The 21,943-nt window shown below is 67.0% G+C and carries 16 protein-coding genes and 1 tRNA gene; 12 read left to right on the forward strand and 5 right to left on the reverse strand.

The features are described 5' to 3' along the window. Positions 1-205: 205 nt before the first annotated feature. The 7 genes from ACYQR9_RS19920 (at position 206) to atzF (ending at position 9,984) form a co-directional block, all read left to right on the forward strand. Complete coding sequence (locus ACYQR9_RS19920) at positions 206-982, forward strand: creatininase family protein (protein WP_461227799.1); 777 nt, start codon at positions 206-208, stop codon at positions 980-982. A gap of 17 nt (positions 983-999) precedes the next feature. Next, positions 1,000-2,373, forward strand: coding sequence for a type III glutamate--ammonia ligase (gene glnT, locus ACYQR9_RS19925; RefSeq protein WP_461227800.1), 1,374 nt, complete (start codon positions 1,000-1,002; stop codon positions 2,371-2,373). 222 nt (positions 2,374-2,595) lie between these two features. Continuing rightward, the gene (locus tag ACYQR9_RS19930; protein ID WP_461227801.1) at positions 2,596-2,961 is read left to right on the forward strand and encodes a cupin domain-containing protein; all 366 of its coding nucleotides are present in this window, start codon (positions 2,596-2,598) and stop codon (positions 2,959-2,961) included. Between the two features lie 96 nt (positions 2,962-3,057). Beyond that, positions 3,058-3,867, forward strand: coding sequence for an urea amidolyase associated protein UAAP1 (locus ACYQR9_RS19935; RefSeq protein WP_461227802.1), 810 nt, complete (start codon positions 3,058-3,060; stop codon positions 3,865-3,867). Positions 3,868-3,882: 15 nt separating this feature from the next. Further along, complete coding sequence (locus tag ACYQR9_RS19940; RefSeq protein ID WP_461227803.1) at positions 3,883-4,521, forward strand: urea amidolyase associated protein UAAP2; 639 nt, start codon at positions 3,883-3,885, stop codon at positions 4,519-4,521. Further along, complete coding sequence (uca, locus tag ACYQR9_RS19945; RefSeq protein ID WP_461227804.1) at positions 4,521-8,162, forward strand: urea carboxylase; 3,642 nt, start codon at positions 4,521-4,523, stop codon at positions 8,160-8,162. Before ACYQR9_RS19940 ends, uca begins: the two co-directional genes overlap by 1 nt. A gap of 22 nt (positions 8,163-8,184) precedes the next feature. Next, on the forward strand, positions 8,185-9,984 hold the full coding sequence (gene atzF / locus ACYQR9_RS19950) for an allophanate hydrolase (protein WP_461229850.1): 1,800 nt from the start codon (positions 8,185-8,187) through the stop codon (positions 9,982-9,984). Positions 9,985-10,220: 236 nt separating this feature from the next. Here atzF and ACYQR9_RS19955 read toward each other — a convergent pair whose 3' ends face one another. Continuing rightward, on the reverse strand, positions 10,221-11,294 hold the full coding sequence (locus ACYQR9_RS19955) for a GNAT family N-acetyltransferase (RefSeq protein WP_461227805.1): 1,074 nt from the start codon (positions 11,292-11,294) through the stop codon (positions 10,221-10,223). 539 nt (positions 11,295-11,833) lie between these two features. On the opposite strand from ACYQR9_RS19955, the gene ACYQR9_RS19960 reads away from it, so the two are divergent. Then, positions 11,834-12,376: a sigma-70 family RNA polymerase sigma factor gene (locus tag ACYQR9_RS19960; protein WP_419952051.1), complete on the forward strand. Its 543-nt coding sequence runs from the start codon at positions 11,834-11,836 to the stop codon at positions 12,374-12,376. A gap of 233 nt (positions 12,377-12,609) precedes the next feature. Here ACYQR9_RS19960 and ACYQR9_RS19965 read toward each other — a convergent pair. Further along, positions 12,610-12,685: transfer RNA gene (locus ACYQR9_RS19965), tRNA-Ala, on the reverse strand. 111 nt (positions 12,686-12,796) lie between these two features. Between ACYQR9_RS19965 and ACYQR9_RS19970 the strand changes: the two genes are divergently transcribed. Both ACYQR9_RS19970 and ACYQR9_RS19975 read left to right on the forward strand, forming a co-directional pair. Next, complete coding sequence (locus ACYQR9_RS19970; protein WP_056433481.1) at positions 12,797-13,099, forward strand: YggT family protein; 303 nt, start codon at positions 12,797-12,799, stop codon at positions 13,097-13,099. A 51-nt stretch (positions 13,100-13,150) separates the two neighbouring features. Beyond that, positions 13,151-14,197, forward strand: a complete 1,047-nt coding sequence (locus tag ACYQR9_RS19975; protein WP_461227806.1) for a MaoC family dehydratase — start codon at positions 13,151-13,153, stop codon at positions 14,195-14,197. A gap of 17 nt (positions 14,198-14,214) precedes the next feature. Here the strand turns inward: ACYQR9_RS19975 and ACYQR9_RS19980 are convergent. From ACYQR9_RS19980 to ACYQR9_RS19990, 3 genes are all read right to left on the reverse strand, one after another. After that, a protein-coding gene (locus ACYQR9_RS19980; protein ID WP_461226995.1) for an IS5 family transposase occupies positions 14,215-15,020 on the reverse strand; the annotation gives its coding sequence in 2 pieces (ribosomal slippage) (positions 14,215-14,690 and positions 14,690-15,020; 807 coding nt in all). A 49-nt stretch (positions 15,021-15,069) separates the two neighbouring features. Then, a complete protein-coding gene (locus ACYQR9_RS19985) occupies positions 15,070-15,873 on the reverse strand; it encodes a TSUP family transporter (protein ID WP_056452796.1) in 804 nt (267 codons plus the stop codon). Between the two features lie 61 nt (positions 15,874-15,934). Then, entirely contained in the window at positions 15,935-16,510 is a 576-nt protein-coding gene (locus ACYQR9_RS19990; protein ID WP_056433490.1) for a L,D-transpeptidase, read from the reverse strand. A gap of 1,029 nt (positions 16,511-17,539) precedes the next feature. Between ACYQR9_RS19990 and ACYQR9_RS19995 the strand changes: the two genes are divergently transcribed. Continuing rightward, complete coding sequence (locus tag ACYQR9_RS19995) at positions 17,540-18,724, forward strand: efflux RND transporter periplasmic adaptor subunit (protein ID WP_156467932.1); 1,185 nt, start codon at positions 17,540-17,542, stop codon at positions 18,722-18,724. A gap of 3 nt (positions 18,725-18,727) precedes the next feature. Beyond that, a complete protein-coding gene (locus ACYQR9_RS20000) occupies positions 18,728-21,889 on the forward strand; it encodes a multidrug efflux RND transporter permease subunit (protein ID WP_056433500.1) in 3,162 nt (1,053 codons plus the stop codon). Positions 21,890-21,943: the final 54 nt, after the last annotated feature.

A 21,943-nucleotide genomic window follows, 5' to 3' on the forward strand; every position in this document is an offset into this window, starting at 1 on the left:
ATGCCGACGTTCACGCATCCGGGGCGCTCGGGTACAGCCCTCCCCCCTCTGCGGGGGAGGGTGGTCGCGGAGCGACCGGGAGAGGGGGCGACCTTTCCGGAGATGGCACACCCCTCATCCGACCCGCTTCGCAGGCCACCTTCTCCCGCAGAGGGGAGAAGGAGTCGTCACACCTCGACCTCGGCGTAGGCCGACGGAGGTCTGTATGACCGCCCCCTCCCCCCTCCTCTGGGCGAACCGCACCTGGGACGAGATCCCCGGCGACCTCGCCGCCGTTTCGCAGGCCGCGATCCTACCCGTGGGAGCCACGGAACAGCACGGGCCGCATCTCGGCACGGGCATGGATTTCGTTCTCGCCGAGGCCCTGACGCATGCGGTCTCGGCGCGGACCCGCGTGCCGGTGCTCCCCACCTTGCCCTATGGCTGTTCCCTCGGGCATAGCCGGCGCTGGCCGGGCACCATCCCCCTCGATCCCGTGATGATGACGCGGCTCGTGGCCCAGATCGGCACCTCGGCCTACCAGTCCGGCGTGCGCCGGCTGTTCATCGTCAACGCCCACGTCACCAACGCCGCGCCCCTGCGCTGCGCCCTGGAGATACTGCGGGCCGCCCATGATGACCTCATGGTCGCCCTGTTGAATTCCGCCACGGTGAGCGAGCGCGTCCGCGCCGCGCATTTCGCCGATGCCGACGACTGGCACGCCAACGCCGCCGAGACCGCGCTGATGATGGCGATGGCGCCGGACCTCGTGCGCCCGGACCGCATCGCCGATGCGGACGATCCCGACCGGACGGAGGGGCTCGTCTTCTCCCATCCGGTCAACCGGACGAGCCTGAACGGCGTCACCGGGCGTCCTTCGGAGGCGAGTCTCGAAGACGGGAAACGCCTGTTCGGCTGGATGGTCGAGGACCTGTCCGCCCTCGTCCTGCGCGGCCTCTCCGAGACCCCGCCCCTCCCCAATTCCTTCTCCATTTCCGCTTAAAACCAAGGAGCCGCCCGATGGCGCATGCCACCGAAATCGATCCCACCATCGCCAAGCTGCAGGACGACCTGCGCGCCAAGGGCGTGAAATACGTCATCGGCGCCTATGTCGACATCCATGGCGCGCAGAAGGCCAAGGTCGTGCCCATCGACCACCTGCCGCAGATGGCGGCGGGGTCCGAGCGCTATACCGGTTATGCCCTCGACGGGCTCGGCCAGGCCCCGAACGAGGACGAACTGGCCTCCGTGCCGGACTTCTCCCAGTTGATCCAGCTGCCCTGGGAATCGAAGCTCGCCTGGTGTCCGGCGGACCTGACGTTCCAGGGCCAGCCTTATCCGCTCTCGACCCGTGTCGCCCTGAAGACCGTCATGGCCGAGGCCGAGGCCATGGGGTTCGGCTTCAATCTCGGCATCGAATGCGAGATCTTCCTGCTGAAGCAGGAGGCGGACGGCTCGCTCCACACGCCGATCCCCGACGATAAGCTGGTGAAGCCCTGCTACGACGTGCGTGGCTTCGTCGACAACTTCACCTGGCTCGACAAGGTCGCCACCACCATCAACGATCTCGGCTGGGACCTGTATTCCTTCGACCACGAGGATGCGTGCGGCCAGTTCGAGTTCGACTTCAACTACGCCGACGCCCTGACGATGTGCGACCGGCTCACCTTCTTCCGCATGATGGCCAAACACTATGCCAAGGAAGAAGGCCTCATCGCCACGATGATGCCCAAACCCTTTGCAGACCGCACCGGAAATGGCGCGCATTTCAACATGTCCCTCTCCGACAAGGAGACGGGCAAGAACATCTTCGCCTGCGACCCATCGGCCGATCCGCGCGGCCTCGGCCTCACCGAGACCGGCTATTACTTCATCGGCGGCGTGCTGAAGCACGGGCGGGCGCTCTGCGCCGCCTTCGCGCCGACCGTGAACAGCTACAAGCGCCTCGTGCGCCAGGGCTCCATGGCGGGCTTCTCCTGGGCGCCGGTCTTCAACTCCTACGGCTCGAACAACCGCACCAATTCGGTGCGCGTGCCCGCCGGCGGCGGACGCTGCGAGAGCCGCAACGCCGACGGCGCGGTCAACCCCTACCTCGCCGCCGCTCTCGTCCTCGCGGCCGGTCTCGAGGGTATCCGCGAGCGCATCGATCCGGGTGCCCCCAACGAGGACAACCTCTACGACCTCACCGACGCCCAGCGCGCCGAGCGCGGCATCGAGTTCTTGCCCCAGACCCTCGCCGAGGCGGTGGACGCCTTCGCCGCCGACCCGCTGGTGGAGAAGACCCTGGGCAAGGCGCTGCGCGACGAGTTCATCCGCTACAAGCGCGCCGAGTGGGAGGAGTATCACCTCACGGTCAGTGCCTGGGAGATCGAGCGCTATAGCCACCTTTTCTAGGTGTTAACTTCCTCGTGAAGCGGACGCTCAACACACTCATGCCTCTCTCGCGCGAGACATATTGGTATTTGCAGGTACGGCCGGGATTCGGCCGGCCACAAATGTCCTTGCGAGGGAGATGGCTCGGTGGAGATTGCGTGCCCGCTTCATACTTTCGGCGGTCCGATTCTTGCCCTGTTCGACGGCATGGGAGCCTGATCGGTCGCGACCCTCGTGACCGGTATGGGACAGGGCAGAAAGACCATCGATCTCGCCCCCGCTCAGCGGCAATCGAAGCTCTACCGGCCGGAGCGGGAGCGTATCCTCTCGGGCGACCCCGCCCAGACGATGAGCGTCGTCTACCAAAGCGAGGACAGTCTCTTCTCGGCCGGCACCTGGACCTGCCAGCCGGGCAAGTGGCACATCGACTTCGCGCAGAACGGGTTCGTCCACATCCTGGAAGGGGTGGCGTCGGTCATCGACGGGGACGGGCTCGCCAAGACCCACCGGGCGGGAGACACCTTCGTCTCCCCCTCCGGTTTCGCCGGCACCTGGGACGTACGGGAGCCGGTCCGCAAATCTTTCACACTCGGCGGTCCCCCGGGTTAAGCAGCACTGCGATCGACGCATGCCCGCTGGGACGACCCGGCCGCGACAGGGCTGTTTTTCCGGGACGACCCGGAGAACAGACTTGAGGAGACGGGCATGACCGACACAGCCAGCATCATCGCCGAGAATCGGCGTCGCTACGAGGAACTGAAGGCCCAGGGCCAGGGGCATGCCCCCCGCGCCCTGCCGCCGCCCTCGTCGCGGGGGTTGCCCCTCGACGAAGCGGCAATCCTCCACACCGAGACCATCCCGGGCGGCTGGTACTGGACCTTCGAGCTGAATGCGGGCGAGGCCCTGCGGATCAGTCTCGACCATGGCCCCTCCAGCGTCGCGCTCGTCGCCTGGAACGCCGCCGAGACCTCCGAACGCCTGAACTACGCCGATACCGTGAAGGTGCAGTGGACCGCCGCCCTCCAGCGCGGACGGGTGCTGTTCTCCGACATGGGCCGGGTGATGCTCTCGCTCATCGAGGATTCCTGCGGCGCGCACGATGCGCTGGTGGGCGGCTCCAACGCCGCCTCCAACGCGGCGCGCTACGCGGGCGGCCCCCATCGCAACACCCGCGACAACCTCGTCCTCGCCGCCCTCAAGGCCGGGCTCGACCGGCGCGACATCCCCGCCTGCGTCACGCTGTTCGCCCCCGTCTCCGTGGGTGCGGAGGGGCGCTTCGCCTGGAACGAGGCGGGTCGCCGCGCGGGCGACTTCGTCGATCTCCGCGCCGAGCTCGACCTTCTCGTCACCCTCTCGAACTGTCCCCACCCCCTCGACCCGAACCCGGATTACGCGCCGAACCCCGTGGTGGTGACCCGTTTCCGGGCGCCCGTCCCCGCGGCCGACGATCTCTGCCGCACGGCCACGATCGAGGCCGTGCGCGGCTTCGAGAACAACGCCGCCATCGGCTTCTGACGGGAGGGACGCATCATGACCAACGACACCCAGCTTCTCCTCGAAGAGGTCGTGCCGGCTCAGGCGCCCTGGTCCGGCCTCGTGCGCAAGGGCCAGATTCTTCGCATCACCGACACCGACGGCTGCCAGGCGGTGGACACCCTGTTCTACCGCGTCGGCGACATGGGCGAGCGATATTCCTCGCAGGACACCCTGCGCGTCCAGGGCTCGGCCTATGTGACGACGGGCACGCGGCTCGTCTCCAACGAGGGCCGGGTGATGGCGACCGTCACCGCCGATTCCTGCGGCCGACACGACACCTCGGCGGGCGCCTGCTCCTGCGAGGCCAACACCGTCCGCTTCGGACACGCCACCAAGTATCTCCATGCCTGCCGCGAGAATTTCGCCCTGGAAGTCGCGAAATACGGGCTCTCGAAGCGCGACATCCCGCCCAACATCAACTTCTTCATGAACGTGCCCATCGAGCAGAACGGCGAGCTCGCCATCGTCGACGGCGTCTCCGCTCCCGGCGACTATGTCGAGGTCACGGCTGAGATGGACGTGATCTGCGTGATCTCGAACTGCCCGCAGATCAACAACCCCTGCAACGGCTTCAACCCGACGCCGATTCACGTCTCGATCCGGGACCAAGCCTCGACCGGGGATCTGCGCTGATGTTCGGCAAGATCCTCATCGCCAATCGCGGCGAGATCGCCCGGCGGATCGCCCGCACCTGCCGGCGCATGGGTGTCGCGTCCGTGGCCGTCTACTCGGATGCCGACCGGTTCACCCGCGGCGTGCTGGAGGCGGACGAGGCTGTCCGCCTGGGCCCCGCACCGGCGGCCGAGAGCTACCTGAACGTCGAGGCGGTGATCGCCGCCTGCAAGGCGACGGGAGCACAAGCCGTCCATCCCGGCTACGGGTTCCTGTCGGAGAACGTGGCCTTCGCCGAGCGTCTGGCGGCCGAGGGCATCGTCTTCATCGGCCCGAAACCCGAGCACCTGCGCGCCTTCGGCCTCAAGCACACCGCGCGCGACCTCGCCCGCGCCAGCGGGGTCCCGCTCCTTCCCGGCACCGGCCTGCTGCCGGACCTGGACGCAGCCCTCGCGGCGGCCGAGACCATCGGTTACCCGGTGATGCTCAAGAGCACCGCCGGTGGCGGCGGCATTGGCATGCGTCTGTGCGCCTCTGCCAAGGAGTTGCGCGAGCACTACGCAACCGTCGAGCGCACGGCCCGCGCCAGCTTCGGCGATGCCCGCGTCTATCTCGAGCGTTTCGTCGGGGAGGCGCGCCACGTGGAGGTGCAGATCTTCGGCGATGGTGCCGGCCGCGTGGTGGCGCTTGGCGAGCGCGATTGCTCGCTCCAGCGCCGCAACCAGAAGGTCATCGAGGAGACCCCTGCGCCGGGCCTGTCGGATGCCGTGCGCGAGCGGCTCCACGCGGCCTCGGTGGCTTTGGGGACGAGCGTCGCCTACGCCTCGGCGGGGACGGTGGAGTATATCTACGATCCCGTCCGCGAGGATTTCTCCTTCCTTGAAGTGAACACTCGGCTCCAGGTCGAGCACCCAATCACCGAGGCGGTGTTCGGCATCGATCTCGTCGAATGGATGATCCGCCAGGCGGCGGGCGAGGACGTGATTGCTGCCGCCGGCCCCCTGGTCCCGCAGGGTGCCGCCATGGAAGCGCGGCTCTATGCCGAGATCCCGCACGCCAATTTCGCCCCGAGCGCCGGCCTCCTCACCGAAGTGCGGTTCCCTGCCGAGGCGCGCATCGACGGTTGGATCGAGACCGGCACCGAGGTCACCACGAACTACGACCCGATGCTCGCCAAGATCATCGTGACCGGCGAGGACCGCCCTGCGGCGCTCGCCGCTTTGCGCCAGGCCCTCGACGACAGCGCGGTCTCGGGGATCGAGACCAATCTCGATTACCTGCGCGCCATCGCCGGTTCCGATCTCTTCGCCTCGGGCCGGGTCGCCACCACGGCGTTGCGCGACTTTCCCTATGCGCCGCGCAGCATCGAGGTGCTGGTTCCCGGCGCGCAATCGAGCCTGCAGGAACTGCCCGGCCGCATTGGCCTCTGGCATGTGGGCGTGCCACCGAGCGGGCCGATGGATGCGCGCTCGTTCCGCAACGCCAACGCCCTCGTGGGCAACCCTCCCGATACCTGCGCCCTCGAATTCACCGTGTCGGGGCCGACCCTGCGGTTCCACGCCGCCGCCACCGTGGCGCTCGCCGGGGCCACGATGACCGCGCGTCTCGACGGGGTCGAGCAGCACCATGGCCGCGCCTTCATCGTCGAACCCGGACAGACGTTGAGCATCGGCGCGATCGCCGGCCCCGGCCAGCGCAGCTACCTCGCCCTGCGCGGCGGTTTCGCCGCGCCCATCGTCCTCGGCTCGCGGGCGACCTTCGCCCTCGGCGCCTTCGGCGGCCACGCCACCGGTGTGCTCAAGGCCGGGGACGTGCTGCATCTCGGCGATGCGCCCGAGGTCGAGGCCTTGATGCCCGAGCCTGCGCCCCTCACCCATGCCTGGGAGATCGGCGTGGTCTACGGGCCGCACGGTGCGCCGGACTTCTTCCGGGACGAGGACATTTCAGATTTGTTCTCAGCCTCTTACGAGGTTCACTTCAACTCGGCCCGCACCGGCGTGCGCCTCGTCGGCCCGACCCCGCTCTGGGCACGGAGCGACGGCGGCGAGGCCGGACTGCACCCTTCGAACCTCCACGACAACGCCTACGCCATCGGCTCCATCGACTTCACCGGCGACATGCCGATCCTCCTGGGGCCGGACGGCCCGAGTCTCGGCGGCTTCGTCTGTCCGGCGGTGATCGCCCGCGACGAGCAGTGGAAGATGGGCCAGCTGCGGCCTGGAGATACGGTGCGGTTCAGGGCGGTGGAGCGGGTGGGGGACGTACCCACCCTCTCCCCCTTGCGGGAGAGGGTGCCTGCGGAGCAGGCGGGAGAGGGGACGACCTCTCCGGATACGGCGCACCCCTCTCCCGACCCTCGCTCACGCGAGGGCCACCCTCCCCCGCAGAGGGGGGAGGGACCAGCTCGTGCCGGCTCCCCCATCCTCGCCACCGACTCCTCCGGCCCCGTGCCGGTGGTCTACCGCCGCCAGGGCGACGATAACCTGCTGGTCGAATACGGGCCGATGGCCCTCGATATCGGCATCCGCCTGCGGGTCCACCTCCTGGCCGAAGCCGTGGCCGAGGCGCGGTTGCCGGGGCTCATCGACCTGACGCCCGGCATCCGCTCGCTCCAGATCCATTACGACGGCACCACGCTGCCGCGCTCACGCCTGCTCGGGCAGTTGCGCGAGATCGAGGCCGCCCTGCCCGCCGTCGAGGACGTGACGGTGCCGAGCCGCGTGGTCCACCTGCCCCTGTCCTGGAACGACCCGCAGGCCGAACTCGCCATGCGCAAGTACCAGGAACTGGTCCGCCCCAACGCGCCCTGGTGCCCGTCGAACATCGAGTTCATCCGCCGCATCAACGGGTTGGAGTCGGAAGCTGACGTAAAACGCATCATCTTCGATGCGAGCTATCTCGTGATGGGACTGGGCGACGTCTATCTCGGCGCGCCGGTGGCGACACCGGTGGACCCGCGCCACCGCCTCGTCACCACCAAGTACAACCCCGCCCGCACCTGGACGCCGGAGAACGCGGTGGGCATCGGCGGCGCCTATATGTGCATCTACGGCATGGAGGGGCCGGGCGGGTACCAGCTCTTCGGCCGCACCATCCAGATCTGGAACACCTGGCGGATGACGAAGGAATTCGTCCCCGGCCATCCCTGGCTGCTGCGCCCGTTCGACCGCATCCGCTTCTTCCCCGTGAGCCACGACGAGCTGATGGAGGCGCGCGCCGCCTTCCCGCACGGGGCCTACCCGCTGACCATCGAGGAGGGCACGTTCTCCTATGCCGAGCATCGGGCCGAGCTCGCCCGCAACGCCGTCGAGATCACGGCCGCGAAACTGCGCCAACAGACCGCCTTCGAGGCCGAGCGGCAGCGCTGGCAGGACGAGGGGCTCGACAGTTTCGTCGCCGACGAGGGCGCGCCTCTGGGCGAAGAGGATGCGGTGCCCGCTGGCCATGTGGGCGTGCCGACCACGGTGCCGGGCAATGTCTGGAAGGTGCTGGTCGAGGAAGGCCAGAGCGTCGCGTCCGGCGAGACGGTGGCGATCCTCGAATCGATGAAGATGGAGATCGCCGTTTCCGCCCCTATGGCGGGAATCGTGCGTGAGGTCCGGGTGAAGCCGGGCCGCACCCTGCGCGGCGGCGATCTCGTCGCCATCCTCGAAGAGATCTGAGCAGGTGAGAGAGCCGACCGACATGCTGCCGACCATCCTCAACCTGTCGACCCTGCGCGACCTCTACGCGTCGGGCCGTGCCACCCCCGTGACTGTCGCCGAAGCCGTCGCCGAAAGGATGGAGGCATCGACGGACCCCGCCATCTTCATCACCGCCCTCGACCGGGAGGAATTGGTCGGCGCGGCGCGAGACCTGATGGCGCGCCACCCCGAGCCGAACTCCCTGCCGCTCTGGGGCGTGCCCTTCGCGGTAAAGGACAATATCGACGTCGCCGGCCTGCCGACGACGGCGGCCTGCCCGGCCTTCGCCTACACGGCGGAGGCGGATGCCGAGGTGGTGACGCGCCTCAAGGCGGCGGGTGCGTTCTGCACGGGCAAGACCAATCTCGACCAGTTCGCCACCGGCCTCAACGGCACCCGCTCGCCCTACGGCGCGCCGCGCAGCGTGTTCAGCGCCGCCCATGTCTCGGGCGGGTCGAGTTCCGGTTCGGCCGTCGCCGTGGCGGCGGGGCTCGCGAGCTTTTCGCTGGGCACCGACACGGCCGGTTCCGGCCGCGTGCCGGCGATGTTCAACAACCTCGTGGGGATCAAGCCGACGCCGGGCCTGTTCAGCACGACGGGCCTCGTCCCTGCGTGCCGCAGTCTCGACTGCATCAGCATCTTTACGGCCACCGTGGGCGACGGTCTCGCGATCCGCCGCATCGCGGAGGGGTTCGACGCCGCCGATCCGTTCTCGCGGCGGGCGGTACCACATTCGCTCCCCGCTCAGGGCCTGCGCTTCGGCGTCCTGACCCCGGCCGAGCGCGAGTTCTACAGCGATGCCGAGCGCGAAGCGCTCTACGACGCGGCCATCGCCCGCCTCGAATCGCTGGGCGCCGTGGCGGTACTCTTCGATTACGCACCGTTCCGCGAGATCGCGACGTTGCTCTACAACGGGCCGTGGGTGGCCGAGCGCCTGGCCGCCATCGCCGGGTTCTTCGCCGGGAATGCCGACGCCCTCGACCCGAGCGTGAGGAGCATCGTCGACTCCGCCAAGGGCTACAGCGCCGTCGATGCGTTCGAGGGCCGCTACGCGTTCGAGGCCCTGCGGCGGCGCACCGAGGCGACTTGGGCGGAGGTCGACATCCTGCTCCTGCCGACCTCCCCCACCGCCTACACGGTGGAGGAGATGCTGGCCGACCCGATCCGCCTGAACAGCCATTTCGGGCATTACACCAACTTCGCCAATCTCCTCGGCCTCGCCGCGATCGCGGTGCCGGGAGGCTTCGGTGCCGATGGATTGCCCGGCGGCGTGACGCTGGTCGGTCCCGGCTTCAGCGACGAGGCTTTGGGCCACTGGGCCGACGCGCTCCACCGCGCGGCGGCGAGCGGAATGGGGATCGCGCGCGACGCGGTTCTGCCCGAGGCGAGCCGGGTGCCGGCCCCGGAGGCGGACGAGATCGCCCTAGCTGTGGTGGGCGCCCATCTCTCGGGTCTGCCCCTCAACCACCAGCTCACCGATCTCGGCGGCAGGATGGTGCGGGCGGCGCGGACCTCGGGCGCGTACCGGCTCTACGCCCTGCCCGGCACTCACCCGGCCAAGCCCGGTCTGGTCCACGAACCGGGCTTGGCTGGCGGCGGGTTGGAGGTCGAGATCTGGGCCCTGCCCCCGGCGGGTTTCGGCCGCTTCACCGCCGCGATCCCCGCCCCCCTTGGCATCGGCAAGCTCACCCTGGAGGACGGTTCAGACGTCTCCGGGTTCCTGTGCGAGGCCCATGCGGTGGCGGGCGCCGAGGACATCACAATCCACGGCGGCTGGCGCGCCTACCTCGCCTCCCGCTGAGGCAGGGCAATCGCAGATGCCGATTCACGCGTCCAAAATCCAATCGTAGCACCCCGTCATCCCGGGGCCGCGCAGCGGAGCCCGGGATCCAGAAACACAGGTGCTGCAGGACTTTACACCGTTGGCGGCTCTGGATTGCACGCCTCTGGCGCGGCCCTCCGGGTCCGGGCTCGCCTCTGGCGACCCGGAATGACGGCGTGGTGCCATGTTCAGTCGCCCTGCGCTGACGCGTCCCGTCAGGACGCCGGCGGCGAGACGGTCTCCGGCGAGGCGGGGATGCCCCCCGCCGGCGACCACAGCCTTTCGCAAAAGAAGCGCTCGCGCAGGAGCATCACCAGGGCCGCGCGCTTGTGCGGAAAATCGAAGGTCTTGATCCGCGCGAAGCCCGACCGCTCCAGGTTGCGCAATTGCTGGACATGGTCCGCCTTGGGCTCGCCGACGATTCGCTCCGTGCGCGGGTCGTCGAGGAAGAGCGCATGCATCAGCGAGGGCAGCCAGGCCGAGATGTAGGCCTTGCCGCGAAACCGGCTCTCGCCGATCAGGACATGCCAGCCGCGATCGTAATCCTGCACGTCGTAGAACGGGGCGAGGCGGTTCTCCTTGGCCCAGTAGATCTCGAAATAGCCGAACGGTTCGCCGCCGATCGTCCCGATCAGCGGGATCATGTGCGGATCGGCGATGATACCGGCGAGATAGGCCGCGTGCTTGTCGCGTTCGCCGGCCTCGCCCCAGGCGGCATCGACCACCGGATCGTTGAACCAGCGATGCAGGGTATCGACGTCGTCGATTGTGGCGGCGCGGAACGCCACGGCCTGTCCGAGCCAGGGGATGAAGCGGGAATAGATCACGCCCTTGGGCTTCGGCGGCCGCTGCGGATGGCGCTTGCCGCCGCTCATCACCGGCCGCGCCGGAAAATCGCGCGCGGCGAGGTTGGCGAGCCAGGGTTCGGGGCGCTGCCACAGCATCGTCGGATCGACGGAAAGCGCGTCGCCTTCCCGGACGACGAGGCCACGTTCCGCCAGGGAGGCGACGAGACCCGCGAAGCTGGCACCGTCGAGGCCGATCCGTTCGGCATCTGGATGTGTCGCCGAGACCATCTCGAATGCCGCCGTGATGTTCGTCAGGACCTCGCTCGGGTCGGGTCTCACGGGCTCCTCCAGGGACAGATGCGGCCTGCTCCCCTGCTGAAGGCGCAGGCGTAGACCGACCCGGCCCTCCGCCACGACGCTGAGCCGGTCGCCGTCCAGGTAGACCTCGACGGTACGGCCCGTCGCCTCGCCGCATCGAAAAGGAACTGTTGTCGAAAGCATCGCGTCTCGTCGTTGGCTGGTACCGGCATCCGCGACCGGGATGCCCTCTGGGACAGGACGCTCCGGCACTCCGGAAATTTAGGGGCAACCGGGAAACTCGTGGCGCCCACAGCGGCATGACGAGCCGAGCACTCCGCTGCCGCCACGCCTTTCGATCCTGCGCAGCCGGTTCCTGCTCGCGCAATAACTGTATCTTTTCTTAACGCAACCGTTCACAATCCGAAGATGTGGTCGTTCATGCAGCAGGTGGCCTGTGCCCATGCGACAGAACATTTTGGCCAAATTTCATGTAGCTTCATAGCATAAACCCTTCGAGGAAAGCCTGAATATCGTCTGACCCACTCGATCTAACCGGCGATTCTACATTTAGAATATTTCTAATTCAAACATCTCCCTATAAAATCACTCTTGTATGTCTGTGGAATTTATCTCTTTAGCCTCCATATCCGAGTTGGATCGTGGAAATGACCCGGCGACGTGCGCGGCTGGGCAGTTTCGCGCGTTTTCGTACTGACCTACGCATCCGAAGAAGGTCGTCCATGTCACAGACTCATTCGCCTGGAAGGCGGAGCGACATCGCAGCTCCGCTGCTCGCCGCTCTCATCGCCGAACAGTCGGGCCTCGTGGCCTACGCGACGCAGATCCTGCGTGATCGCTCGGCGGCGGAGGACGTGGTGCAGGAGGTGGTGCTCAAGCTCTGTGAGGAACCGGCCGCCGATCTGCGTCCTGGTCGCCGCGTCGAGGCGCCGCTGCATTACTTGCGGCGGATGGTTCGGAACGCCGCCATCGATTGGGCGCGGCGCACGATCCGCGAGCGCTGCCGCTTCGTGCCGGATGAGCAGGCCGAGGCCATTCCCGCTCCCTGCACCTGTCCTCAGGACCGCCTCGAGCAATGCCAGGCGCTGAAGGCGGCACTGGCCGCGCTGGAAACGACCTCGGAGCGAACCCGCCGGGTGTTTCTCGCCCATCGGATCGACGGCATTCCGCAGACCGTCCTGGCCCGCGAGAACGGCGTCTCGCCGACGCTGGTGAATTTCATGATCCGTGACGGCACGGCCCTGTGCCGGTCGGCCGCGGCCTAGGCATTTCGCGCTCAGGATGCGTCGCGCTCATGTGCGGGTCATGGACGCCGCGCGGCCTTCCTGCGCAGGAGGCCGTCAGTGGGTAACATGTTGCGCTGTCGAGGTGGCCACAAGCGACGAAACACCGTCGCTGCCCGGCACGCTGCCAAGCTGGCTGACCTTGTCTCCCGCGCGCCGGAAAAGCTACGCGTTCACGACAAGATCGTTGATTCACCAGGGACTTGAAAGAAACCTGGTGGAGCTGAGCGGGATCGAACCGCTGACCTCCGCAGTGCGATTGCGGCGCTCTCCCATCTGAGCTACAGCCCCGTTCCGAGGTGGCCGCTTTGTAAGCGCGCCTGCCTCGGGCTGTCAATTCAGGAAATCCCGCCGTTGACCCGCGCCGGTGAGGCGGGGCGAACGAGGACATCAGAACCGCGCATGTACGCTCTTCTCTGGCTCTTCGACACCGTCGTCCAGCTCTTCATCTACGTGCTGATCGCCAGCGCCGTGCTGAGCTGGCTCGTGGCCTTCAACGTGGTCAACGTGCGCAACCCGATCGTGTCGCAGATCGGTGAGGTGCTCTACCGGCTGACCGAGCCGGTTCTTCGCCCGATCCGCAGCGTCCTGCCCAATCTCGGTGGGATCGACCTGTCGCCGATCGTCCTGGTGCTGCTGCTTCTCTTCATCAGCCGCCTCCTGCACGAGGTCATTCCGCCCCAGACCGTGGTCTATGGCGGCTGAGGCCGCACTGGACAAAGGGCCAAGAAAATCACGTCGAGGGACGACCAAGAGATGAAGACCAATCCCGGCCGCTTCTTCGAGGATTATCGCCTCGGTGAGACCATCCGCCATGCCACGCCGCGCACGGTGACGGGCGGCGATGTCGCGCTCTACACCTCCCTCTACGGCCCGCGCTTCGCCGTTCAGTCCTCCGATGCCTTCGCCAAGGCCATCGGCTACCCGCAGAGCCCGTTGGACGACCTGCTCACCTTCCACGTGGTCTTCGGCAAGACGGTCCCGGACATCTCCCTGAATGCGCTCGCCAATCTCGGCTATGCCGAGGGTGGCTTCCGCCGGCCGGTCTATCCGGGCGAGACCCTGTCCACGGTCTCCGAGGTGATCGGCCTCAAGGAGAGCTCGAACCGCCAAACCGGCGTGGTCTACGTCCGCTCCACCGGGTCCGACGCCAACGGCGAGACGGTTCTGAGCTATTGCCGCTGGGTGCTGGTGAAGAAGCGGGACCCGGAAGCGAAGATCGAGCAGGAACATGTCCCGACCTTCGCCAAGGTGGTCGACCCGGCCGACCTGGCCGGCGCCCTGCCGCCCCTGAACACCGCTGCCTACGACCTCGACCTCGCCGGCAGCCCGCACCGGTTCGGCGATTATGTGGTCGGCGAGAAGATCGACCATGTCGACGGGATGACCGTCGAGGAGGCCGAGCACCAGATCGCCACGCGCCTCTACCAGAATACCGCCAAGGTGCATTTCGACGGCTTCGCCGCGAAGGACACACGGTTCGGCCGGCGCCTGATCTATGGCGGTGTCGTCATTTCGCTCGCCCGTGCGCTCAGCTTCAACGGTCTCGGCAACGCCTTCGCGCTCGCCGGCATCAATGCCGGGCGCCACGTGGCGCCGCTTTTCGCGGGTGACACGGTCTATGCCTGGAGCGAAGTGCTCGAAGCCGCCGAGCTTCCCGGCCGCACGGATATCGGCGCTCTTCGCCTGCGCACGGTCGCCACGAAGAACCAGCCCTGCGGCAACCATCCGGACAAGGTCGGTGACGGATACGACCCGGCCGTGATCCTGGACCTGGATTACTGGGCCTTCATGCCGCGCTGACGCCGGGCTTAGAGCGCCTAACAGAACCGTTTGATCTGGTTGAGAGTGATGAGGCTGGTCGCGAGGCTGGTGAAGGCCTCGTAGATGTCTGCACGTCGCTCGTAGCGGACGGGCAGGCGGCGGAAGCGGTTGAACCACGCGTGGGTACGCTCGACGACCCAACGATGCCGACCGAGTTTCTCGCTGCTTTCGATACCCTTCCGCGCGATGCGCGGGACGATGCCCCGCGCCCGGCACTCATGGCGGCGGGGTCGGGCATCGTAGGCCTTGTCGGCGTGCAGCTTGTCCGGACGGCGTCGCGGTCGCCCTCGTCGACCACTCCGCAGAGGCGGAATGGCATCGAGGGTGGCCGCCATCATGACGGTGTCGTGTCTGTTGGCCCCGCTCAGGCAGAAGCCGAGCGGCGTGCCGCGCGCGTCGGTGACGAGGTGGCGCTTCGTGCCCGGCTTCCCCCGGTCCGTCGGGTTCGGGCCGGTGGCAGGCCCCCTTTTTTAGCCGGGACAGACGCGCTGTCCAGGCAAGCCCGGTTCCAGTCGATCTCACCCGCTGCGTGCAGGCGCTCCAGCAGCACGTGATGCAGGCGGCTCCATACGCCCGCCGCTTGCCAGTCCCGCAGCCGCCGCCAGCAACTCATGCCGGAGCCGCAGCCCATCTCGGCCGGTAGCATCTCCCACGGCAGACCCGAGCGCAGCACGAACAGGATGCCCGTCAGGGCGGCCCGGTTCTCGATCGGACGACGCCCGCCCTTCGGACGGGGCCGAGGTGGCGGGAGGAGCGGAGCGATCTCATCCCAGAGATCATCGGGGAGAAGCGGTCTGGCCATGCCAAACCAACGCTGAACTTCCAGCTTCGTGCCGTTCTGTTAGACGCTCTTAGTTCCCGGCGAACAGGCCCATCACGGCCTGCCGCAGTGGGTTTTCGGGGTTCGAGAGCAACCGGATCGCCATCGCGCAGGCGATGGTGACGAGAAGCGGCCGGATCAGCTTCGCGCCGAGGCGGATCGCCAGGATCGAGCCGATCTGGGCCCCGATGAAAGCCCCGAAGGCCATGGCGATGCCGATGGTCCAGACCACGTGGCCCGAGGCTGCGAACAGGGCGAGGCTTCCGAGGTTGCTGGCGGCATTGGCGAGCTTGGTATGGGCGGTCGCACGCACCACGCCGAGCCCGAGCAGCGTCACGAACCCGATCATGTAGAAGGCCCCGGCGCCGGGGCCGAACACGCCGTCGTAGAAGCCGACGGCGGGAGCCCAGGTGAGCGCGAACAGGCCGGGGCGCATCCGTGCCGCCGCGTCCTCGCTGCTCATCCGCCGCGCGAAAGCGAAATAGAACGCGATCCCGATCAGCAGGACAGGTACGGCCGCGTCGAGGACGGGGCGCGGCAATAGGCTGACGCAGAGCGCACCGCCGATCGACGCGAGACCGGCGCTGAGGGCGATCTTCCAGGCCGCCGGCCAATGGATGTGACCGCGGCGCGCGAAGGCGATGGTCGATGAGATTGCGCCGGCGCTGCCCTGGAGCTTGTTGGTGGCGATGGCGCTCACCGGATCGAGCCCGGACAGGAGCAGGGCCGGCACCGTGATGAGGCCGCCGCCGCCCGCGATGGCATCGACACAGCCAGCCGCCACGGCCACGGCGAACAGGCCCGCGACGAGGCTGATGTCGACACCGAAGATCATTCCGCTCTCTCCTCCGTTCGGTCGCGACCGACCGGATGCCGGCGGGAGGCGGATGGGGGCTTCAGTTGCGCACGATCACCTTCGTGCCGACCTTCACCCGGTCGTAGAGGTCGACCACATCCTTGTTGGTCATGCGGATGCAGCCCGACGAAACGGCGGCACCCATGGTTTCCGGCTCGTTGGAGCCGTGGATACGGTAGAGCGAGGAGCCGAGATACATCGCCCGCGCGCCGAGGGGGTTGTCCTGGCCGCCGGCCATGTAGCGCGGCAGGTCGGGCCGCCGCGCCAGCATCTGCGCCGGCGGACGCCAAGCCGGCCATTCCTTCTTCATCGTCACCGACTTCTCGCCCGACCATGAGAAGCCCTGACGCCCGACGCCGACGCCGTAGCGGACAGCCGCTCCGCCGCCGAGGACATAGTAGAGCCGGCGCTGGCTCGTGGAGACGACCACGGTTCCGGGTTTCTCTGAGCCCTTCCACGCGACTGTCTCGCGCGGGATCGCCTGTTCCTTGAAGATATTGAGGAAATCCGCGATCGGACCGCTGTCGAACGGGTTGCCGGCGCTGGCACCGACGCTTGTGGCAAGGCCCATGCCCAACGCGAGAGCCGAGGCGGCGAGGAGAGAGCGAATGCCCATTTTAATCGTCTCCGGCCGGATCTGGACAGGCCGGTGCGCAGGCACCCCGTCTCCCATTCCGGCGAGGTCCAGGCTCTGCGAGCCGGACGTCAGATGATTGGACCGGCAGACTTGGCCGGATGGTTAAGGGCGGTCAACCCGCTGCGATGTGAACGGAATGTACTGTGGGATTGGCGCAACGGCGGTGATCCCCGCTCTTGGCCGTCCGCTTGACAGAATGTCGCAGGTTATTGCGCTGCGGGAACTTTCGCACCACCCTCAGTTTCGTGACTTCAGAGACGACCAGATCTGCCGTTGCCTCCGTCGAGGCAGGATGCCTCGCTTCGAACGCCCCGCAAGCGCATGCGGTCGTTCGTCCCCGCACGGCTCTGTCGACCCTGCTCGTGTTGCTTTCCCTCCTTGTGATGGTTCTGCCGAGTTTCCCGCAGGAGCTGTGGGGCGCCGGTGTCGGTGCGCCCGTCAGCAGTCGGGGGCACGACGGTCTCGTGAGCCAGGGTGAGGTTCCGTCGACCGGTTCCGCCGCGCGTCTGGAGGTCGACGACGCGATGACCCCGCCCTCGCTTTCGGGATCGCGCGTGCTCGGTGCAGCCTCGGCACCGACGTTGCGTGGTCGTTCGGCCTTGTCTCTCGGGATCAGCGCGGACGCACCACTCCACCGCCCTCCCAGGATCGCCACCTGAGAGCTTGGCCGCGGCGTTTTAACCGAACCGCGTCGAAGGCTCTCCTTTTTCCGGCTTGCGTCGCGTGATCGCCAAGATTGTGAACGATTGCTGAAGCCATGATGTGTGTGGTTGGCCCCGGTCCGGCCGCCACACGCCCAATGACGCCATGGCCGCCCTGCGTGGCCCAGCGATTGCCAAGGTGCTGAAGTCGCTTCGCGGGTCTTCGCCCAGGACTTGAGTGTCAGTGCCACCAATCCCCTGCCGGATTGCGGTCGACCGCGTATCGCATAGGAGCTAAATCATCGTGACGACCACTTCTCACCGCGTCCGACGTGTCTGGCCGGCCTCTCTGGCTGCTGCCTCCGTCATGGTCGCCCTGTCTGCCTGCAACCAGAAGCAACAGGCCGCGGCGCCGGTGCCGACCCAGCCGCCGGAAGTCAGTGTCGTCACCGTCCGCGAACAGCCTATTCCCTATGTGCGCGATCTTCCGGGTCGCGTTGCGCCCCTGCGCATCGCCGAAGTGCGCTCCCGCGTGTCCGGCCTCGTGGTCAAGCGCACGTTCGAGCAGGGCAGCTTGGTCAAGGAAGGCGACATTCTCTACAAGATCGACCCGGCTCCGTTCGAGGCCGAGCTCGCCAGTGCCGAGGCGGCCCTCGCCCGCACCGAGGCCGCCCAGGTCCTGGCCGGCCAGCAAGCCGACCGTCTCGAGCAGCTGCTTTCGCGCCAGACCGCCAGCCAGGCGCAGTACGACAGCGCCTATGCCAGCCTGAAACAGGCCCAGGCGGAGGTGGCCGGCGCCAAGGCCACGCGCGATAGGGCCAAGCTGAACCTCAACTACACCGACGTGCGCGCCCCGATCTCCGGCCGCATCGGCCGTGCGCTTCTCACCGAGGGTACGTTGGTCGAACAGGGCGCGACTGCGATCCTCGCCACGATCCAGCAGCTCGATCCGATCTACGTGGACATCACCCAGTCGGTCGGTGAGTTGAACAAGCTGCGCCGCGATCTGGCCAGCGGCGAGCTTTCGCGCCTTTCCAAGGACACCGCCAACGCGCATCTCATCATGGATGACGGCTCGCTCTACGGGTCGGCCGGCAAGGTCCTGTTCTCGGACGTCACCGCCGATCCCAGCACCGGACAGGTCACCCTGCGCGTGCTGTTCCCCAATCCGCATGATGAGCTGTTCCCGGGCATGTATGTCCGCGCCCGCATCAAGCAGGGCATCGACGCTGATGCCATCGCGGTGCCGCAACAGGCGATCCAGCGCACCAATGACGGCAAGGCCGAGGTCTGGATCGTCGGCAAAGACGACAAGGTCATGCTCCAGCCGGTGGAGGTTGGCCCGGTCGTCGATTCGAACTGGATCATCCGCGACGGCCTGAAGACCGGGGATCGCGTCGTGGTCGAGGGAGTCCAGAAGATCTCGGTCGGTTCGGCCGTGAAGACCGTCGAGCTCAAGGTCGCCTCCGCTCACGCCGAACTGAAACCGATCGATACCGATCTCGATGACCGGGCACCCAGCCCGCAGCCCGCTTCGGCGCAGGTGCGCTGAGCCATGGCCCGTTTCTTCATCGATCGCCCGATCTTCGCCTGGGTCGTCGCGCTATTCATCTGCCTGGGCGGAATTCTGTCGATCCCCAGCCTGCCGGTCGCCCAGTATCCGGTCATCGCGCCACCTTCCATCGCGCTGTCGACGGCATATCCCGGCGCATCGGTGGAGAACCTCTATACCGGCACCACCCGCCTCATCGAGGATGAGCTCAACGGTGCGGCCAACATCCTGAGCTTCGAATCCGCCAGCGACGCGTTCGGTGTCGTCGAGATCACGGCCCAGTTCCAGCCCGGCACCGATTCGAGCCTCGCCGGCGTCGAAGTGCAGAACCGCCTCAAGCGCGTGGAAGCCCGTCTTCCGGCGGAAGTGCGCCAGCAGGGGACGCTGGTCGAGGAGGCCTCCGCCGCCACCCTCAACATCATCACGCTGATCTCGCCCGATAAATCGATGGACGAGATCGCGCTCGGCGACTTCCTCATCCGCAACGTCATCAACGAGATTCGTCGTATCCCCGGCGTGGGCCGCGCGACGCTCTATTCGACCGAGCGCAGCCTTCGCATCTGGATCGATTCCGACAAGCTGCGCGGCCTGTCGCTGAACGCGTCCGACGTCTCGAAGGCGATCACCAACCAGAACGTCCAGATCGCTTCTGGCGCCGTCGGCGCCATGCCGAGCCCGGCCTCGAACACCGTCAACTTCCCCATCATCGTGAAGGGGCAGATGACGGCGCCGGAAGAGTTCGGAGCCATCGTGCTGCGCGCCAACCCGGACGGCTCGAACGTGCGCCTGCGCGACATCGCCCGGATCGAGCTCGGCGGCGAGGACTACAAGTTCACCACCCGCCTGAACGGCGGTGAGGCGGCGGGCATCTCGGTGACCCTGGCGCCCGACGGCAACGCCCTTGAGACCGCCTCCGCCATTCGCGCGAAGATGGAAGAGCTGTCGCAGTTCTTCCCCTCCAACGTGCAGTGGGACATCCCCTACGACATCACGCCCGCCGTCGAAGCCTCGATCAAGAAGGTGCTGATGACGCTAGTGGAGGCCGTCATCCTGGTCTTCGTGGTGATGTTCCTCTTCCTCCAGAACATCCGCTACACCCTGATCCCCACCATCGTCGTGCCGATCGCCCTCATGGGCACCTGCACGGTGATGCTGCTCGCCGGGTTCTCGGTGAACGTGCTCACCATGTTCGGCATGGTGCTGGCCATCGGCATCCTCGTCGATGACGCCATCGTGGTCGTGGAGAATGTCGAGCGCATCATGAACGAGGAAGGGCTGTCTCCGAAGGAGGCGACCCGCAAGGCGATGAGCCAGATCACTGGCGCCATCATCGGCATCACCCTGGTGCTCATCGCGGTCTTCATCCCGATGGCGTTCTTCCCGGGCTCGGTGGGCATCATCTATCGTCAGTTCTCCATCGCGATGGTGACGTCCATCGGCTTCTCGGCGCTGCTCGCGCTGACGTTGACGCCCGCTCTCTGCGCCACCCTCCTCAAGCCCATCGAGAAGGGACACGGCCATTCCAAGGGCGGCGTGTTTGGCTGGTTCAACCGGGTCGTCGACCGGGAGACCGCGCGCTACGGGCGCGGCGTCGCGGGGATGATCAAGCGGTCCGGCCGGGTGATGATGGTCTATCTCGCCCTCGTCATCGGCCTCGGCTTCGCCTTCGTGCGGATGCCGGAAGGCTTCCTGCCGGTGGAGGACCAGGGCTTCTTCACCGTGGATATCCAGACGCCGCCTGGCTCGTCGTTCAACCGCACGCTGAAAGCCGTGAAGGCGGTGGAGGAGCATCTCCTCGCGCAGCCCGGCGTCGCCACGGTGACGATCGTCAACGGCTTCTCGTTCTCCGGCCAGGGCCAGGTGACGAGCCAGGCCTTCGTGACCCTGAAGCCATGGGGTGAGCGCGACGCCGCGAACTCGGCGGCTGCCCTCGTGGAGGGCACCAACAAGGCGCTGTCCAGCTACAAGGACGCGGTGATTCAGGCTCTGGAGCCGCCGCCCATCGACAATCTCGGCAACGCCTCGGGCTTCAGCTTCCGCCTGCAGGACCGTGCCCAGAAAGGCTATTCGGCCCTGATGGCGGCCCAGGAGCAGCTGCTCTCCCTCGCCAAGAAAAGCCCGATCCTGCAGAAGGTCTATGTCGAGGGCCTGCCGCCTGCGCCTCAGGCGGAACTCGTCATCGACCGTGAGAAGGCGGCGGCACTGGGTGTCGATTTCGAGGAGATCAACAACACGATCCAGGTCAATCTCGGTTCGGTCTACACCAACGACTTCCCGAACCGGGGCAAGATGCAGCGCGTCATCGTGCAGGCGGAGGACAGCCAGCGCCTGAAGGCAGCCGATTTGCTGAATTACGGCGTCAAGAACAGCCAGGGCACGATGGTGCCGATGTCGTCCTTCGCCGACCTCAAATGGAGCGTCGGCCCAGCCCAGATCATCGGCTTCAACGGCTATCAGTCGGTGCGCATCACCGGTGAACCGGCACCTGGCTATACGTCCGGCGACACCATCGCCGAGATGGAGCGCCTGATGCAGCAATTGCCGAAGGGCTTCGGCTATGTCTGGACCGGTCAGTCGCTGCAGGAGAAACAGGCGGGAAGCCAGGCGACCCTGCTCCTCGCCCTGTCGATCCTGATCGTGTTCCTGTGCCTCGCGGCGCTTTACGAAAGCTGGTCGATCCCGTTCTCGGTGCTGCTGGTCATCCCGCTCGGCGTCATCGGCTCGGTGGCGGCCGTCTACCTCCGCGGGCTGCCCAACGACGTGTATTTCAAGATCGGCCTCATCACGATCATCGGTCTCTCGGCCAAGAACGCGATCCTGATCGTGGAATTCGCCAAGGATCTCTGGAAGCCGGGTAAATCGCTCGTCGATGCGACCATCGAGGCATCGACGCTCCGCTTCCGACCGATCGTCATGACCTCGCTGGCCTTCATCTTCGGCGTGGTGCCCCTGGCCATCGCCTCGGGCGCAGCGTCGAAGAGCCAGCAGGCCATCGGTACCGGCGTGCTCGGCGGCATGATCTCTGCCACGATCCTGGCGGTTCTGTTCGTGCCGGTCTTCTTCGTCTTCATCATGCGCCTGTTCAAGACGAAGCCGGTGGAGCACGAGCCGAAGGCGGCCGAGGCGGGATCCATGCCATCGAGCCATCACGCACCGGCGGAATAGAAGCGGTTCCTCTTCCTCACCTCTGGGGAAGAGGAACCTTCAAACGAAAAAGGC

The organism is Methylobacterium sp. CM6241, assembly GCF_054817845.1.

Excerpts from the sequence above, each read along its gene's own strand:
- glnT (WP_461227800.1), top strand. The coding sequence starts at position 1,000 with ATGGCGCATGCCACCGAAATCGATCCCACCATCGCCAAGCTGCAGGAC.
- ACYQR9_RS19935 (WP_461227802.1), top strand. The coding sequence starts at position 3,058 with ATGACCGACACAGCCAGCATCATCGCCGAGAATCGGCGTCGCTACGAG.
- ACYQR9_RS19975 (WP_461227806.1), top strand. The coding sequence starts at position 13,151 with ATGAAGACCAATCCCGGCCGCTTCTTCGAGGATTATCGCCTCGGTGAG.
- ACYQR9_RS19970 (WP_056433481.1), top strand. The coding sequence starts at position 12,797 with ATGTACGCTCTTCTCTGGCTCTTCGACACCGTCGTCCAGCTCTTCATC.
- ACYQR9_RS19985 (WP_056452796.1), bottom strand. The coding sequence starts at position 15,873 with ATGATCTTCGGTGTCGACATCAGCCTCGTCGCGGGCCTGTTCGCCGTG.
- ACYQR9_RS19940 (WP_461227803.1), top strand. The coding sequence starts at position 3,883 with ATGACCAACGACACCCAGCTTCTCCTCGAAGAGGTCGTGCCGGCTCAG.
- ACYQR9_RS19990 (WP_056433490.1), bottom strand. The coding sequence starts at position 16,510 with ATGGGCATTCGCTCTCTCCTCGCCGCCTCGGCTCTCGCGTTGGGCATG.
- atzF (WP_461229850.1), top strand. The coding sequence starts at position 8,185 with ATGCTGCCGACCATCCTCAACCTGTCGACCCTGCGCGACCTCTACGCG.
- ACYQR9_RS20000 (WP_056433500.1), top strand. The coding sequence starts at position 18,728 with ATGGCCCGTTTCTTCATCGATCGCCCGATCTTCGCCTGGGTCGTCGCG.
- ACYQR9_RS19995 (WP_156467932.1), top strand. The coding sequence starts at position 17,540 with ATGGTCGCCCTGTCTGCCTGCAACCAGAAGCAACAGGCCGCGGCGCCG.
- uca (WP_461227804.1), top strand. The coding sequence starts at position 4,521 with ATGTTCGGCAAGATCCTCATCGCCAATCGCGGCGAGATCGCCCGGCGG.
- ACYQR9_RS19930 (WP_461227801.1), top strand. The coding sequence starts at position 2,596 with ATGGGACAGGGCAGAAAGACCATCGATCTCGCCCCCGCTCAGCGGCAA.
- ACYQR9_RS19920 (WP_461227799.1), top strand. The coding sequence starts at position 206 with ATGACCGCCCCCTCCCCCCTCCTCTGGGCGAACCGCACCTGGGACGAG.
- ACYQR9_RS19955 (WP_461227805.1), bottom strand. The coding sequence starts at position 11,294 with ATGCTTTCGACAACAGTTCCTTTTCGATGCGGCGAGGCGACGGGCCGT.
- ACYQR9_RS19960 (WP_419952051.1), top strand. The coding sequence starts at position 11,834 with ATGTCACAGACTCATTCGCCTGGAAGGCGGAGCGACATCGCAGCTCCG.